Raw genomic sequence first — 15,290 nt, forward strand, 5'->3', positions numbered from 1 at the left:
TGTACAAAGTGGACATCGTTTACGTTTTAAACCGGGGACATGGTTTACACCTGTCCCTAGCTTAGTCGAACAATTCTCTTCTGTCTTTCATCCAATAATCCTATTTTCATGAAGGAAAAATAGACTTCACTGACATCATCATTAAGCTGACGAAGCCCAATTGATTCGCCGGTTAAAGCAGAGTGGACGTACACTAATTGACCTTTCCATTTAATTTCCCCGCTATGTCTGACTTTTCTTATTTCTAAGGTCGTAGTTGATTTCATACTTATTGGGAACATAAATCCTTGGTGAATATTCATAATGTTCTGCAGGTCTTGTTCTNCCTAGAGCTTCATGTGATCTCAGGTAGTTATAGTTATCTCTAAATTGATTAAAACTCATCTGTTGCTTTTCTAACGTATGCTGCATCGGGTTCATTGATTCTGCTTTTAATGTACGATGCATACGTTCATGCCTGCTGTTCTGTGTTGGTTTTCCTACTGCGATTCTTTCTGGCGTGATACCCAATTTGATGAACCAAATTGAAAGATAACTTAACCCTGCCAGTGCTTTTGATGCAAAAGGAACACCGTTATCACTTTTAATGACTAGTGGTAATCCAAATTCATGAAAGTGTCTTTCCATTACCGCATGCACGCCTTGGAAACCTGTACTCATAAGACCGTCCACACCAATTAAAAATCGACTGAAATCATCAGTAACAGTTAATGGATAACACCATTGTGAGTTTCCCAATAAAGACTGCCCTTTAAAGTCGATATTCCAAACATCATTTGGTTGAGTCGACTTAGTCAGGTTTGCAGAATAAGGAGTGACAGAACGCTTTATTCGTCTCGGTTTGACTAAACCAGCTTGAGAAAAAATGTGTGCGGTTGTGCTATCTGCTGGGCAATGAAGTCGTGGGTATTTTATCTTGAAGAGATCATTAATTTTTTTCGGTCCCCAATGAGGATGCGACCTTTTTAATGCCAATAACTTGTCTGATATAGCCGGTGGTGTTTGATTAGGNGATGAAGCGGGACGGCGACTTCGCTCATAAAGTCCAGAAGGGCCATATTGAGAATAACGCGCAATCCATTTATCAACAGTNGGACGACTAATAGAATACTTACTTGATAACAATGTCTTAGTGTATCTACCAGATAGCCAGTCGGATATAAATTTGATTTTTAAATCCATAACACAAGTCTCTTTCCAAGCCATAGTTAGTCCTCCTAACTATGAGTTTTAACTTATGTAAACGAAGTCTCCAGATCATTTTGTAAAGTATGTCCCCGGTTTGTACATGCTGTTTGGTTTGGTGGTCATTGATGCATTGGCATTCTCTGCAGCTACCGCAAGTGGCTAACAGGCTCCCGAGATTTTATGTATATAAATGAAATATATAGGTGATAGACCAATATGGAATATCGAAAATTAAAGTGGGCTTGGTGTTTTAAAACAATGAGTTAGGTCTTGTTTCTGCAAGGGGGAACAAGAGTCGATAATGTTTATTGAGCGAGGTCAAAGTAATCCGTAAATGCTGTGCAAGAATGAAGCAATTATTTATTAGTGCGTCTACCTGCATAGAAAATCAAGTCAAGTTTCTCACTGTGCAGTAATTATCGGGAAATACCAGTAAAAATAACGTTAAATGGTGACATTAAGCAGAGATGAACGCGTGCCACTACATAAAAACGAGGGTATCTGAAGACTTCATTTATTCACTCATAAAGAGTTTGGTGTCAGGGTGAAAAGAAAATGAGGCGAATGGATATCGCATACAGTCCATCTTAAATAAAACGGACTGCGGATGTATTTCCCCTTTGTCAGTCTAGTCAGAGGAAATTATGGTCTGTATTACTCTTAACGGAAAACCTTACCAAGTTAAAGCGGAACTGTCGCTACTCCAAGCGGCTCAGAATTGTGGTGTGATGATTCCATGCCTATGTGGCACGGAAGGCATTCATGGTCATTGCGGCCTATGTGATGTTGAAGTATCGGGCCAAGGTGTTGTTCCTGCTTGCGAACTCCATCCTACAGAGGGTATGGTTGTCGTAACCAATAGCCCTCAATTAGAGGCAAGGCGCAAACATATTCTTGAGTCGATTCTCGCGAACCCAGATATCACGTGTAGTTTGCCCCCTTGCCAAATAGCATGCCCAGCGAAAGTGGATGTCCAGCTTTATCTCTCTTTAATCGCCAAAAATGAATTTCATAAAGCGGTTGAAATCATCAAGAATACGTTACCGATGCCTATGTCGATTGGTCGTGTATGTCCTGCTTTCTGTGAGCATGGGTGTCTACGGAATAATGTGGATCAACCACTCGCTATACGACAATTAAAACGCTATGCCGCCGATTATGACATCGCCACGCAAGATACTTACCAACCAGAACGCAAAGTGCTAAAAGACAAACGAGTTGCCATTGTGGGGGCAGGTCCAGGCGGATTAAGCTGCGGCTATTTCTTAGCACGTGAAGGCTATAACGTAGATATTTTTGAATCCATGCCGAAAGCGGGTGGATGGCTACGTTATGGCATTCCAGAATTTCGTTTACCTAAAGCTGTGCTTGATAAAGAAATTGACCTTCTATGCCGTGGTGGTGTTACCCTGCACACTAACCAATCGTTGGGTGACGATTTTACGCTTTCTTCCTTAAGTGCTGATTATGATGCGGTTTGTCTAGCGGTTGGCGCATCACAAGCCAGCGATATGCGTTATAAGGGGAGCAACTTAAAAGGCTGTTTCTTAGGCGTTGATTTCTTGAAAGATAACGTCATGGACCGCAAGTTAGATGTGGGTAAGAAAGTCGCAGTAATCGGCGGCGGTAACACGGCAATGGACTGCGCGAGAACAGCATTGCGTCGTGGTGCTGAGGTGACTCTCATTTATCGCCGTACACGTGATGCCATGCCTGCAGAACCTTATGAAGTGGATGAAGCGGAACATGAGGGCGTGACGTTCCAGTTTCTCACCAATCCCGTGGAGAATATAGCGGATGAAAATGGGCGGGTAACACAAGTTGTCTTGGAGAAAATGCAATTAGGCGCGCCAGATGCCAGTGGTCGCCGCCGACCTGAACCAACCGGCGAAACGATTACTGAAGCGTTTGATACAGTGATTGCGGCGGTATCACAGCAAACCGATACGCGTTTTCTTGAAGGGGAAGATATTCATTTAAATATGAGCCGCTGGAATACGATCAATGTTGACGAAGTGAATATGTTCTCTGGCGTAGGGAATATCTTTGGTATTGGTGATTTTCGCCGCGGACCAGCAACAGCGATAGAAGCTATCGCGGATGCTCGTTCTGCCGCGCAAGGGATAGATGAGTTTCTTGGTGGTGATATGGAACGTTTGTATACTCGTTCGTTCCGTTCTCGTAATGTGCCAAGAACCCAAAATCTAGTCCGTACTGATCATGTTGAACGCTTGAAAGAAAGCTTGAAAAGCATCGCTCAAGGTAATAATCCTCAAGTGAAAGAAGCAAACTATCAGCGTGCGTTGCAGGGAATTTTTCGTGCAAAAATGCCAGAAATAGATATGAATCGACGGTTAAACACTTTTGATGAAGTAGAAACAGGGTTTACGCCTATTCAAGTCAGCGACGAGTCTCAGCGTTGTCTAAGCTGTGGTTGTAAAGAAGGGAATAACTGTAAGTTGCGTCGCTATGCTACCGACTATGATGTACAAGTCTCTTAATCAATTATATACCTAGCTCGACATAGAAAAGCCGCAAATGTGCTTACTTGCGGCTTTTCTTTATGCAGAAGATTAGCGAAATTGCCCTGCTTCTGGAATAAAATCAAACCCTGCTTTGGAGAGTTTTGCCTCTAACGCAGCGCGGTTAATATCGTAGTAGCTTGCTAGTTTGTCCAAGTCTCCATCAAAATCATCTCGTAATTTGGTATTAATGAGACTGAACACTAAGATTGGGTCCATATTTTCAAAGTTGGATAAGTTCATTACTGGTCCTCAAAATCAGAAATAAGCAAGTTTGCTGCGGCAAAAGCCGCTTTGTCACGGGTAGGTTGTGGCAGTGAATCATCGCCAGCTATATCATTGAGTGCTCTAACGGCACATTCAATGGCCTTGGGAATGTAGCCTTGTTCACCACTGCCTATTTGAGCGTAGAGCTCTCGTACTAATGTACAGCAATCATAAACTTGCATGATAGCGCCTTACAAAAATCAATAAATGATAACTGCTCTCAACTATACCTGAGCCATCAGTGAAGACAAGGATAGAACCTTCACGTTGAGATGGCTAGGTGATATTTTCATCGCTCCTAGCGAGATTTAGCTTGGTTGGTCAGTTCTGTTATGAGCTCTTTATCTAACTCAAGCTGATTCGCCAGTTCTGCCAGATAACTTTTTTCCATAAAGTTTTGTTCGTCCGCAACCAGTACGGAGGCTAAATAAACTTCGGCCGCTTGTGCTGGAGAACGCGCTAAAGAAGCGATCTCTACTGGATCAATCGGCTTACTGAGTTCTTCTTCAACTAATGCTTGTACGGAAGCATCTGCGCCTAATTCATCCATGGCTTGATTGATTTTTTCTTGTTCACTGGCATCGATATGCCCATCGGCTTTTGCAGCAGCAATCACAGCCTTGAGGATGATCAGTTCGTGTCGAGGGTTGTGCTCATCAAAAGTAATCGTTGGGTTCGGTATTTTTTGTTTAGCTTGATAGTCGTTGTAAACTTTATAGGCCAGAGCGCCTAAAGCTGCCGCCCCACCAACTTTCAATGCAGTACTCCCCATTTTTTTGGTCTTTTTTGAGCCAAGTAATGCACCAACCAAGCCACCACTGGCTGCGCCTAGACCAAAGGTTTTTAATTGATTTGTATCGGTTTTATGACTGAGTTCAGCCGCTTTTTGCTTTCCTTGTTTAACAAGATCTGAATTGAGTGCCTGATTAAGAAGACTTTTTAAATCCATAGTTCACCTCATGCCATACATGCTATATCAAACAATAGGTTTGATTTAATGTCAGCAATATAGCAATTCGAGCCTGAACCTAGGATTAATGAGGGGGTTAGGTTTGTATGTTAAAAGGCGCAGTTGTGGGGAAGAGATCGGCACAACCAAGTTGGTTGAGGTGCATAAAAAAGGGCCGGAAACTTCCAGCCCTTGATCAGTATGGCGTTAAAAGATTATTACGCCAATTGATCTTTAATGTGCTCAACGATATCAGTCATTGCGATTGGTGTTTTGTCACCAGTGCGACGATTTTTGTATTCGAAGTTTCCTTCGTCCATACTGCGATCGCCAATGACGATAGTGTGAGGTACACCAATCAATTCCATGTCCGAGAACATCACACCTGGGCGTTCTTTACGGTCATCAAACAGCACATCAACACCAAGATCTTTCAGTTCTTGATACAGTTTTTCTGCAGCTTCTTTTACGCGCTCAGATTTGTGCATGTTCATTGGTACGATAGCCACTTGGAATGGCGCGATAGCGTCAGGCCAAATGATGCCGTATTTATCGTTATTTTGCTCGATAGCAGATGCAACCACACGGGAAACACCGATACCGTAACAACCCATTTCTAGGATAACGTTTTTGCCATCAGGACCAAGCACGCCACAGTTCATTTTCTCAGAGTAGTTTTTACCTAGCTGGAAGATGTGACCGACTTCGATGCCACGTTTTAGCATCAGTGTGCCTTTACCGCATGGGCTAGGATCACCTTCTACCACGTTACGTAGGTCTGCTACTTTGCCTAGCTCAACGTCGCGACCCCAGTTAATACCGAAGTAGTGCTTACCGTCGATGTTTGCGCCAGCGCCAAAGTCGCTCATTACTGCGACAGTGCGGTCAACAATCACTGGTAGTTCTAGGCCTACAGGGCCAAGAGAACCTGGGCCTGCACCGATTAGAGCGCGGATTTCTGCTTCTTCAGCCATTTCTAGCGGAGATGCGACTTCTTCTAAGTGCTCAGCTTTGATTTCATTTAATTCATGGTCGCCACGAATCATCAACGCTACGATCGGTGCGTCGATTGCATCAGATGCCTTAACAAACAGAGTTTTCACTGTTTTTTCAACTGGTAGGCCGTGTTGTTCTACCAACTCTGCAATGGTTTTCGCGTTTGGAGTTTCAACTAGCGTCATCTCTTGAGTCGGTGCTGCTGCTTCTGCTGCAGGAGCAACTGCTTCTGCTTTTTCAAGGTTTGCTGCGTAGTCTGACTCAGTTGAGAAGGCGATAAGATCTTCACCGCTTTCTGCTAGCACGTGGAATTCTTGTGAACCATTACCACCGATAGCACCGCTATCTGCTAATACTGGACGGTAATCAAGACCCATACGATCGAACGCATTACAGTAAGCGGTATGCATAGCATCGTAAGATTTTTGTAGGCCTTCTTTGTCAATATCAAAACTGTAGGCATCCATCATGCAGAATTCACGTGCACGCATCACACCAAAACGTGGGCGGCGTTCATCACGGAATTTAGTTTGGATTTGGTACAAGTTCAGCGGAAGTTGTTTGTAAGAACTCACTTCATTACGAACAAGGTGAGTGATCACTTCTTCTGCTGTTGGGCTGAGTACAAAAGGACGAGTGTGACGGTCAGTAAAGCGTAATAGCTCTGGCCCCATCTTTTCAGAACGTCCAGTTTCTTCCCACAGTTCAAACGGCTGCACTACGGGCATTAACGTTTCGATTGCCCCGGCATTGTCGATTTCTTCACGAACAATTGTTTCGACTTTACGCAGTACGCGCAGACCAGTAGGTAGCCAAGTATAAAGACCTGAAGCTAACTTACGGATCATACCTGCACGCAACATAAGCTGGTGGCTTACGATTTCTGCGTCGTTTGGAGTCTCCTTCAGAGTAGAAAGAAGATAATTACTGGTACGCATTTATGGTATCCGTTCATCAAAGTTAAGGGGGATTTATCGTGTTACTAGCGACGATAAATGGGTTATTAGCCGCTAATAATATCAGTCAAATGCTTTTGTCAAAAGGGGTCAATCGCAGTAACTGTTACTAAGTTGTCCTGAACGGTGAATTTCACATTTAAATCGAACAAATTTACTGCATATTCTTTACTGTCAGGTTTGTTTTTCTTATACGCGGGGCGCGGGTCTTGCGCCAGTACTTGTTCAATAACTTGCTGCTCTTGTACACCGTTAGTTCGAGCCAAAATAGACAGCGTTGCTTCGTTACTCCAGGCCACACTGATTGTATTTGGCTGTTGTGAAGCGTAACCGCCGATGGCTTCTGGAATGGAATCCGAGTAGGGAATATATGGTTTGATATCGACAATTGGGGTGTTGTCGACCAAATCGACACTGCCTACTTCGATGTAATATTGATCGCCTTCTTTTATTACCCCTTTAAGTTCGACTGCCGACATACCAATGCCATTGGGGCGGAATGTTGCTCTTGATGCAAGTACTCCAATTCTTTCATTACCACCTAATCGAGGCGGGCGAACGGTTGGCTTCCATCCTGCAGCTAAATTTTGATCAAATAAAAATAAAAGCCATAAATGACTAAATTGTTCAAGTCCACGCACTGCTTCTGCACAGTTAAGTTCATCAACCAAACGGATGCGAGCGGTTGCAGCTGGCACTAAACGCGGCTGACGAGGAACAGCAAATTTCTCTTTGTAAGGGCTTTCAACGAAAGCTATTGGGTGTACTTCGAACATATGACCGATCATCAATATAGTAATGCCGGAAAAAATATCACAATTTTTTTAATAAAGCCCTTGCAATCAATTGAGAGTTGTTGATAATGCTTATCACTTAATATGTTATAACATAACAATTTGAAACACAGATGAGGATACCATGAAAGAAGGCATTCATCCGGAATACCGTAAAGTTGTATTTCACGATACCAGCATTGATCATTACTTTGTTGTGGGTTCTACAGTACAAACTAAAGAAACGATTGAGTATGAAGGTGAAACTTACCCATATGTGACTATTGAGGTGTCTTCTGAATCACACCCATTCTTCACTGGTAAACAACGTGTTGCTCAGCAACAAGGCCGTGTTGCGAAATTCAAAAAACGCTTTGGTCAATTTAGTTAAGAGTGACGTGCTATCCCTTAGTTATCCTTTGATAGTGATGTCGATTTAGCGAATTTGGCATGCGCTTTGGGATAGGACGAATTACTGCTTTTGCTGCGCTGTAAAGAATGCAGAAGAGCGAAGTGTATCTGAAGTTGAAGATAAATTTTGGGCTGTGCAACGCTAGCGCAGCTAAATTTTAGGAGATCACAATGAAAGTCGTAAAATCATTAAAAAGTGCTAAAAATCGTCACCCAGATTGCCAAATCGTAAAACGTCGTGGTCGTATGTACGTTATCTGCAAAACGAATCCACGTTTTAAAGCAGTGCAACGTTAATTCCAATATGACTGCTGACTATGAATCGACTCGAAGACCTGATTCATGATCGGCTTTTTGCAATACTTGTTAATGCCATAACAAGCCCAAAAATAGCCCTACAACAAGATGTTGTAGGGCTATTTTTATGTAAATACGATCTGTTTTAAATTTACAACTTGTGGATTACCGTTTGGCTTTCGCCAGAAAACGATCGAGTTGATTGGCAAATTCTCGACGATCGGTTTGTGACAGGCCTGCAGGTCCCCCTGTTTGAATGCCGCTCGAGCGTAATGTATCCATAAAATCGCGCATGTTTAAACGAGCGCCAATCGTTTCTTTCGTGTAGAGCTCTCCTCGAGGGTTAAGTGCATGAGCACCTTTGGCGAGGACTTCCGCTGCTAACGGAATATCAGCTGTGATAATTAAATCACCAGATTCACAACGTTGCACAATTTCATTATCAGCCACATCAAACCCACTTTGTACTTGTAGGCGGTGGATGTTTTGTCTTTGTGGTAACGGGATTGCATGATTGGCTACGAACGTACAGTCGATACCTGTTCGCTCTGCGGCACGGATTAACGTGTCACGGATAACTTTTGGACACGCGTCTGCATCGACCCAAATATTCATTCTTTGTTTCCTGATAATTGTGCTTCTAATGCGATGACACGTTGGGTTAAGTCTTGGACTTGTTGCTCGAGTTGGGTGATTTTTTCTTCAGCCGTTTTTTCTATTTGCGCCGCAATTTCGACTTTGGGAATTCGGGCTGCGCTTTTCCAAGATTTTATAGCGGAGATAATTGCAGGTATTGGCACTGAACTACTAAGACGAGCTTTTACTAAAGCAACCGTAGGGGGTTTTCCCTGCGCTTCAATACTAGAAAAAATCTGTTTAAGCTCATCGGAGATATCTTTTGTGAGCATAATGGTTCCCTTTGATGTAATTTTGCGGCCAGCGTAGCCAAAACTCTAGCTGTTATTCTAACGGTGAAGCCTCATAATCCCAAATAACTTCGGTAGTTCGTGAGGTGTGCACAGGTTTTTAATATGAGTGAAACGAATGGCTTAGAGCAAAAGAGGTATTTACTTGTAAGAGATCTCTCACATCTGTTGTAAGAAAAATCATTTTTAAATAGGGTAATTTAACTGAATGTTACTTTAACTATATGATTTTATTTGTTTAATATCTAATTAATAAAACTGACACAGTATTTTGTGCTCTGAGTCCATTGTTTTAAATACTCAGAGCGGTAGATTGAACGCGTCGGAAGGATACTGACAAGGATAAATTGCTACGGAACAGTGGCGGCTTTGGGATGAAGCATCGATAACAGGAATTGTCGTAGCAAGGAAGTATTAGGACTCAGTACGGATACTTTCAATCAACATGGATAAGTTGATTGCAGGGATGAGCATGGACACACCTAAGGATTAGCGGAGTACCATCAGGATGATGGCAAGGACACCGCTCAAGGAACAAGTGATGTGCGCGATTCCGGATTGAGGTCGCAGTATGGATGCAAAGGACACCGCTAGGAAGGCGATGGATGGATATGGCAAAGGGCAATGCCGCTATTATGGATGATGCATGGAGCTTTTTTGTGGCCGGACTGCTGCGAGTGAGAATCAAGCCCCGATACTTTTGTGTCGGGGCTTTTCTTGGTTTGTGTTTAGCTAAAGGCAATGGGTATTAGCCCCGTTAACTGCTGGTTTTTTGATCTAGCTGCCTGTCATATGCACTAAGAAAGACGACAATATAAGCACCGATTGATTAAAACAATGATGAAAGCGATAACGCTGTGGTCGGTGACTTCTAATGATGCGACTCCCCAGGTCAGTGGATGACAGGGAGATCGCTCAAACTTAAAGAACATTTGTATCAACAAGGATAGTCCGTGACTATAGTGACACGCAGGACGCTATTAGTGCCCTATACCGACGCATTAGAATCTGAATTTTTAATGCTAAATTGTTGCGCTAAAAACCGAGCGCAAATGAATGGCCCTAAAACCGTTGCTTCTGCTCGACGTTTATTTAAAACGGTATTACACGATCCTGACATGCATTCTATGGCCGTTTTAGATAACTATAACCGTGAATACATGGGGCATGTTGTCATTGAAACTTACCTCAACGGTGACGCGGAGTTATCCTACCTCTTTGATAAAGCGTATTGGGGAAATGGTTATGCTTCGGAAGCCCTTAAAGCTTACTTTCCCCATATTTGTAAACAGTTAGCACTATCAATGGTGGTTGCAAAGGTAAATATTGGGCATGAGCCAAGCATCGCTATCCTAAACAAGCTAGGTTTTAAGCTGCAAGGTAAAGAAGAAAATGAATTCGGTCCTTATTATCGTTTCGAGTGGTATCAACGACCTGTGGTTAAGGAAGATGATGAGGTGGCAAGTGAAATTTTTGGGCTCTGAATCCTTGCATGACTAACTGACCTTGGTAGCAATCGTCTCCAAGGGCGGAAAACTCAAACCAGTAAACGGTATGCCAACGCCACTCTCCTTGTGGCGTTTTTAAATGATGACGACCAAATGAGACGCTCACTAGTTGTAAGTTGAGTTGGTCGCATTGGCGTTTAATGACATGTTTAGCGATTTCTGCCTGACGACGTTGTTGCCAAAATGCGTAAGAGAAAAGGCATACCAGCAGTATCCCCAGCAGATAATCATTCATTCCTAATCTCTCAACCTTTGGTATTACGCTGCAATTCCATCAGCGCCTGTGTGAGCTCTGGTGATGGGCTTGCATGCAATAGTGGCAGGATCACCATTCGCAGTTGAGGGAGCATCACTAAATCAGCGAACAACTGGTTGAATAGGGCTTGATTCCCTGTTTGTGCTAAACGCAGCAAGAAACGTTGTGCTCGGCCGCTATCAGCGAGTACATGCCATGAACGTCCCGCGATACCGATCAAAATTTCCTGATGGCTTAATTGCTCTGAACTTAAAAGTTTATCGACAATGTCTGTCAGATGTTTTTCAGGAGCGCCAGCTAATGCTCTCACTAAGGCGGAAAGTAAAAACAGATCGGGCTTATCACTGACGATCTCTTTATTCGCCATTTCAACGATTCGATCAGCTAATTTTTCAGGAAGATCAATGTGTTCTAACGCACCAAGTAAGGCATAAAGTGGCTGGGTTGGTAAATGCGCGATGGCCTTACGCAGTAATACGCCATTCTGTTCTTGTCCGATATGAGTACAGATATCAGTGATACCTTGTAGCCCAACTGTTTGCCAGTTATCCCATCCTAATCCACCTTTGAAGTAGTGCTGGGCATGCTCATAATATTGACTGCATGGCAGGGCTAAGTGAGAACGAATTAGGCTATGAAAGAGCGCCATTTTATCTTCATGGGGTTTGAAGGTGTATGGGTTGTTAGTCAGTTTTTGTTGCTGTTCTTCACTTAACTCATTCGTGAGCCGAGAGCCCATAGCCTCTAATACATATTGAATAAATTGGGTGACGTGAGATTGCTGTAATAAACCGCGTTCGTCTAATTCAAATTTTAAAAACCAGATCCAAGGTTGATTCGCTTCGTTCCAATAAGCAATGGCAATTTGCGCACTGCGCTGCACCGGATATGGATAAGGTTGAGAACCTTGTTCAACTTGGTGAAATTGTTCATTGGGAATAACTTGGATACGTCGACCGAGGTCGAAAACTTTATAATGATTGCCACTGGTTTGCAGTAGCTGACTTAATGTTGCGATGTTGTCCATGATACTCAATGGTCCGGAATGTCTTATCTAAGGCAATGGTAACCTATACTGAGGTCAGAATAAAATGTTCTCCAGTGATTGCATTTAAAGGTAAATTGAATACTATCGGGCACGATAGAAAAACAAACACCTTAGGACAGGAATGAGTAGATCTGTAGAAAGTTTGGTTACCATGCTAGAAGAGCTGGAATATGAATTACGTCGTATAGGCTTGTGGCAAACCCAAGTACCAAATATGGCGGCACTACAAAGTGAACAGCCATTTGCCCTAGACACGCTAGAGCCTCATGAGTGGTTACAATGGATCTTTATTCCTCAAATGCTTCGTTTGTTAGAACACGATCAGGTTCCGAGTGGTTTTGCGATTACTCCTTATTTTGAGCAGGTGTGGTCTGGTAAATATGAATACCGAGCTATTCTACGGGTATTAACGTGTATCGATGAAGTGGGGCAATAATGTTAGAAATCATTTATCAAGATGAACATTTTGTTGCCGTAAATAAACCGGCAGGAATGTTAGTACATCGCTCATGGTTAGATAAACATGAGACGCAATTTGTGATGCAGACACTGCGAGATCAAATTGGCCAACATGTATTTCCTATTCATCGTTTAGACCGACCAACGTCAGGGGTGCTGCTGTTTGCCTTATCGAGTGAAGTGGCGCGAGATGTTATGCCAATGTTTGCTAATCACGATATTGAGAAAACCTATCATGCGGTCGTTCGAGGTTGGCTAAAAGAAGAAGGGGTGCTTGATTATCCCTTGAAAGAAGAACTGGATAAAATTGCTGATAAACAGGCAAAGCAGGATAAAGAACCGCAAGAAGCCATCACTCACTATCGGCCCATTGCACAAGTGGAGGTTCCACACTCCACTGGGCGTTTCCCGACGACACGCTATGGAATGGTTGAACTCAAACCTAAAACTGGTCGTAAACATCAATTGCGTCGCCACCTAGCCCACCTCAGACATCCGATTGTCGGTGATACTAACCATGGGGAAGGGAGGCATAATCGTTTATATCGTGATCATTATGATTCACATCGCTTGCTATTACACGCTAGCCATATGAGTTTTAAACATCCTTATTCAAAACAAATCATAGAGCTACGAGCTGAGTTTGATGAAGTGTGGCATCGATTGTTTGGTGAATTTGCTTGGGAGCATCCGCACCGTTAATCGATGGACATAGCCCAAAAGCAGAGTTTGATAAGCAAGGAGGAGGCCGTTGAATGTCATTCCCTTGCTACGTTATTGATATCGATACAGAGATAAAAAATGCTCAGCCTTAGCTGAGCACTTTTTGTATTCAATACAACCGAAGTTCTATTTAGCTAGATAATCACGAATGGATTTTTCGATACCAGCGCCATCAAGGTCTAACTCTGCATGCAGCTCTTGCTGAGTTCCCTGGGCAATGAAGCGATCCGGTAAACCAATGTTTAGTACTGGTTTTAGCAGTTTCTCTTGCATCAGAAATTCGTTCACACCAGCACCGGCACCGCCTGCGATAGTATTTTCTTCTACAGTGACCAAAACATCATGTTCAGCAGCTAATTGACGAATTAATGCTTCATCTAATGGTTTTACAAAACGCATATCAGCAACGGTCGCATTTAATGTTTCTGCAGCTTCTAGAGCACTTGGTAAGAAGGTACCAAAGTTAAGAATCGCCACTTTTTCACCACTGCGCACCATGCGGCCTTTACCAATGTCGAGAGCGGTAAATTGAGTCTCAATTTCTGCACCCATACCACTGCCACGAGGGTAGCGTACTGCACAAGGACCTTGATGTTGATGACCGGTATACAGCATCTGACGACATTCATTTTCGTCTGCTGGAGTCATGATAGTCATATTAGGGATACAGCGCATAAAGCTAAGATCGAACGCACCTTGGTGGGTTTGGCCGTCTGCACCCACGAGGCCTGCGCGGTCAATTGCAAACATAACCGGTAAGTTCATGATTGCAACATCATGGATAAGTTGATCATAGCCACGTTGCAAGAACGTCGAATAGATAGCGACGATGGGGTGATAACCACCAATAGCCATCCCTGTCGCTAGCGTCACTGCATGCTGCTCTGCAATAGCCACATCAAAGTATTGTTCTGGGTATTCTTTGGAAAAACGAACCATCCCTGAGCCTTCGCGCATTGCTGGTGTAATAGCAAGCAGTTTTGGATCTTGCGCTGCCATATCACATAAGAAATCGCCAAAAATGTTCGAAAACGTTGGCTGGGTCGATTTACTTTTCGGCAGGCTATCCGTATTTGGGTCAAATTTAGGGACGCCGTGATAACCAATCGGATCTTTCTCGGCTGGTTCGTAACCTTTCCCTTTTTTGGTCATGACATGCAGGAACTGAGCGCCTTTCAAATCGCGCATATTTTTGAGGGTTTTAATCAGTTCTAGAACATCGTGACCATCAACAGGGCCAATATAGTTAAATCCCAGCTCTTCAAATAAAGTGCCCGGTACTACCATACCTTTAAGGTGTTCTTCGGTGCGACGAACAAGCTCTTTGATTGGCGGAATTCCGGAAAGCACCTTCTTACCGCCTTCTCGAATAGACGTATAGAAGTTACCGGATAACAATTGAGCAAGGTGGTTGTTTAATGCGCCAACGTTTTCCGAGATCGACATCTCGTTGTCGTTCAAAATCACTAGCATATCAGGGTTGATACCACCGGCATGGTTCATGGCTTCAAATGCCATACCCGCCGTAATCGCCCCATCACCAATCACGCTAACAACTTTACGTCCTTCACCTTCTTTCTCTGCTGCAACGGCCATACCAAGTGCAGCACTGATAGACGTTGATGAGTGACCCACTGACAGCGTATCGTATTCGCTTTCTTCACGCCAAGGGAAAGGATGTAAACCGCCTTTTTGGCGGATAGTGCCCATCTGTTCGCGACGGCCAGTTAAAATTTTATGCGGGTACGCCTGATGGCCAACATCCCAAATTAACTGATCATTAGGAGTATCGTACACATAGTGAAGTGCCACGGTTAATTCGACGGTGCCTAATCCGGAAGCCAAGTGACCACTGGATTGACTGACTGAATTAAGCAAAAATGTTCGTAGCTCATCGCACAACTGAGGCAGAACCTCCTTTGGCAGGCTACGTAAATCATCCGGAGTGTTAACAAGTGCTAACGTCGGATATTTAGAGATATCTAGAGTCATAGTTATGCGCGCTGATTGT

Annotated in this window: 17 protein-coding genes and 1 pseudogene; 6 read left to right on the forward strand and 12 right to left on the reverse strand. The window is 43.4% G+C overall.

The annotated features are described in order from the left end of the window. Positions 1–222: 222 nt before the first annotated feature. Positions 223–1,206, reverse strand: coding sequence for an integrase core domain-containing protein (locus F9817_RS09825; protein WP_161154968.1), 984 nt, complete (start codon positions 1,204–1,206; stop codon positions 223–225). A gap of 626 nt (positions 1,207–1,832) precedes the next feature. Here F9817_RS09825 and F9817_RS09830 point away from each other — a divergent pair. After that, a complete protein-coding gene (locus tag F9817_RS09830) occupies positions 1,833–3,689 on the forward strand; it encodes an FAD-dependent oxidoreductase (RefSeq protein WP_161154971.1) in 1,857 nt (618 codons plus the stop codon). A 72-nt stretch (positions 3,690–3,761) separates the two neighbouring features. Here F9817_RS09830 and F9817_RS09835 read toward each other — a convergent pair whose 3' ends face one another. The 6 genes and pseudogenes from F9817_RS09835 to tsaA all read right to left on the reverse strand — a co-directional run. Next, the gene (locus tag F9817_RS09835; protein ID WP_161154974.1) at positions 3,762–3,953 is read right to left on the reverse strand and encodes a DUF4250 domain-containing protein; all 192 of its coding nucleotides are present in this window, start codon (positions 3,951–3,953) and stop codon (positions 3,762–3,764) included. After that, positions 3,953–4,159: a YaeP family protein gene (locus tag F9817_RS09840; protein ID WP_161154976.1), complete on the reverse strand. Its 207-nt coding sequence runs from the start codon at positions 4,157–4,159 to the stop codon at positions 3,953–3,955. The genes F9817_RS09835 and F9817_RS09840 overlap by 1 nt, the downstream gene beginning before the upstream one ends. A 116-nt stretch (positions 4,160–4,275) precedes the next feature. Then, entirely contained in the window at positions 4,276–4,926 is a 651-nt protein-coding gene (locus F9817_RS09845) for a tellurite resistance TerB family protein (RefSeq protein ID WP_161154978.1), read from the reverse strand. 218 nt (positions 4,927–5,144) lie between these two features. Further along, the gene (locus F9817_RS09850) at positions 5,145–6,860 is read right to left on the reverse strand and encodes a proline--tRNA ligase (protein WP_161154981.1); all 1,716 of its coding nucleotides are present in this window, start codon (positions 6,858–6,860) and stop codon (positions 5,145–5,147) included. A 98-nt stretch (positions 6,861–6,958) separates the two neighbouring features. Beyond that, positions 6,959–7,177, reverse strand: a complete 219-nt coding sequence (locus F9817_RS24510; protein ID WP_427916705.1) for a hypothetical protein — start codon at positions 7,175–7,177, stop codon at positions 6,959–6,961. Positions 7,178–7,194: 17 nt separating this feature from the next. After that, positions 7,195–7,654, reverse strand: a pseudogene (tsaA, locus tag F9817_RS09855) (tRNA (N6-threonylcarbamoyladenosine(37)-N6)-methyltransferase TrmO); the annotation flags it as partial. Positions 7,655–7,796: 142 nt separating this feature from the next. Here tsaA and F9817_RS09860 point away from each other — a divergent pair. Further along, positions 7,797–8,042, forward strand: a complete 246-nt coding sequence (locus F9817_RS09860) for a type B 50S ribosomal protein L31 (RefSeq protein WP_161154988.1) — start codon at positions 7,797–7,799, stop codon at positions 8,040–8,042. A 191-nt stretch (positions 8,043–8,233) separates the two neighbouring features. Continuing rightward, positions 8,234–8,359, forward strand: coding sequence for a type B 50S ribosomal protein L36 (ykgO, locus tag F9817_RS09865; RefSeq protein ID WP_161154989.1), 126 nt, complete (start codon positions 8,234–8,236; stop codon positions 8,357–8,359). Between the two features lie 165 nt (positions 8,360–8,524). Here the strand turns inward: ykgO and F9817_RS09870 are convergent, their stop codons facing one another. Beyond that, positions 8,525–8,974, reverse strand: a complete 450-nt coding sequence (locus F9817_RS09870; protein WP_161154990.1) for a YaiI/YqxD family protein — start codon at positions 8,972–8,974, stop codon at positions 8,525–8,527. Then, a complete protein-coding gene (locus F9817_RS09875; RefSeq protein ID WP_161154992.1) occupies positions 8,971–9,267 on the reverse strand; it encodes a hypothetical protein in 297 nt (98 codons plus the stop codon). The genes F9817_RS09870 and F9817_RS09875 overlap by 4 nt, the downstream gene beginning before the upstream one ends. Positions 9,268–10,238: 971 nt before the next feature. Here F9817_RS09875 and F9817_RS09880 point away from each other — a divergent pair. After that, the gene (locus tag F9817_RS09880) at positions 10,239–10,769 is read left to right on the forward strand and encodes a GNAT family N-acetyltransferase (RefSeq protein WP_161154994.1); all 531 of its coding nucleotides are present in this window, start codon (positions 10,239–10,241) and stop codon (positions 10,767–10,769) included. Here F9817_RS09880 and F9817_RS09885 read toward each other — a convergent pair. After that, the gene (locus tag F9817_RS09885) at positions 10,726–11,028 is read right to left on the reverse strand and encodes a DUF3301 domain-containing protein (RefSeq protein ID WP_161154996.1); all 303 of its coding nucleotides are present in this window, start codon (positions 11,026–11,028) and stop codon (positions 10,726–10,728) included. The genes F9817_RS09880 and F9817_RS09885 overlap by 44 nt on opposite strands. Positions 11,029–11,038: 10 nt before the next feature. Next, a complete protein-coding gene (locus F9817_RS09890; protein WP_161154998.1) occupies positions 11,039–12,076 on the reverse strand; it encodes a DUF3549 family protein in 1,038 nt (345 codons plus the stop codon). Positions 12,077–12,218: 142 nt separating this feature from the next. On the opposite strand from F9817_RS09890, the gene F9817_RS09895 reads away from it, so the two are divergent. Together F9817_RS09895 and truC are read left to right on the forward strand one after the other, a co-directional pair. Continuing rightward, positions 12,219–12,533 (forward strand): YqcC family protein, encoded by a 315-nt coding sequence (locus tag F9817_RS09895; RefSeq protein ID WP_161155000.1) that lies wholly within the window; start codon positions 12,219–12,221, stop codon positions 12,531–12,533. Next, entirely contained in the window at positions 12,533–13,258 is a 726-nt protein-coding gene (truC, locus tag F9817_RS09900) for a tRNA pseudouridine(65) synthase TruC (RefSeq protein WP_161155002.1), read from the forward strand. Before F9817_RS09895 ends, truC begins: the two co-directional genes overlap by 1 nt. 147 nt (positions 13,259–13,405) lie before the next feature. On the opposite strand, the gene dxs is transcribed toward truC, so the two are convergent. Further along, positions 13,406–15,271 carry a 1-deoxy-D-xylulose-5-phosphate synthase gene (dxs, locus tag F9817_RS09905; RefSeq protein ID WP_161155004.1) on the reverse strand — a complete coding sequence of 622 codons (1,866 nt, stop codon included), beginning with the start codon at positions 15,269–15,271 and terminating at the stop codon, positions 13,406–13,408. Positions 15,272–15,290: the final 19 nt, after the last annotated feature.

The organism is Vibrio eleionomae, from assembly GCF_009874545.1.
Classification (GTDB): domain Bacteria; phylum Pseudomonadota; class Gammaproteobacteria; order Enterobacterales; family Vibrionaceae; genus Vibrio; species Vibrio nitrifigilis.

Coding starts and splice junctions, on each gene's coding strand:
- F9817_RS09840 (WP_161154976.1), bottom strand. CDS start 4,159: ATGCAAGTTTATGATTGCTGTACATTAGTACGAGAGCTCTACGCTCAA.
- F9817_RS09890 (WP_161154998.1), bottom strand. CDS start 12,076: ATGGACAACATCGCAACATTAAGTCAGCTACTGCAAACCAGTGGCAAT.
- F9817_RS09895 (WP_161155000.1), top strand. CDS start 12,219: ATGAGTAGATCTGTAGAAAGTTTGGTTACCATGCTAGAAGAGCTGGAA.
- F9817_RS09850 (WP_161154981.1), bottom strand. CDS start 6,860: ATGCGTACCAGTAATTATCTTCTTTCTACTCTGAAGGAGACTCCAAAC.
- F9817_RS09875 (WP_161154992.1), bottom strand. CDS start 9,267: ATGCTCACAAAAGATATCTCCGATGAGCTTAAACAGATTTTTTCTAGT.
- F9817_RS09885 (WP_161154996.1), bottom strand. CDS start 11,028: ATGAATGATTATCTGCTGGGGATACTGCTGGTATGCCTTTTCTCTTAC.
- F9817_RS09870 (WP_161154990.1), bottom strand. CDS start 8,974: ATGAATATTTGGGTCGATGCAGACGCGTGTCCAAAAGTTATCCGTGAC.
- F9817_RS09835 (WP_161154974.1), bottom strand. CDS start 3,953: ATGAACTTATCCAACTTTGAAAATATGGACCCAATCTTAGTGTTCAGT.
- F9817_RS09860 (WP_161154988.1), top strand. CDS start 7,797: ATGAAAGAAGGCATTCATCCGGAATACCGTAAAGTTGTATTTCACGAT.
- ykgO (WP_161154989.1), top strand. CDS start 8,234: ATGAAAGTCGTAAAATCATTAAAAAGTGCTAAAAATCGTCACCCAGAT.
- truC (WP_161155002.1), top strand. CDS start 12,533: ATGTTAGAAATCATTTATCAAGATGAACATTTTGTTGCCGTAAATAAA.
- F9817_RS09845 (WP_161154978.1), bottom strand. CDS start 4,926: ATGGATTTAAAAAGTCTTCTTAATCAGGCACTCAATTCAGATCTTGTT.
- F9817_RS09830 (WP_161154971.1), top strand. CDS start 1,833: ATGGTCTGTATTACTCTTAACGGAAAACCTTACCAAGTTAAAGCGGAA.
- dxs (WP_161155004.1), bottom strand. CDS start 15,271: ATGACTCTAGATATCTCTAAATATCCGACGTTAGCACTTGTTAACACT.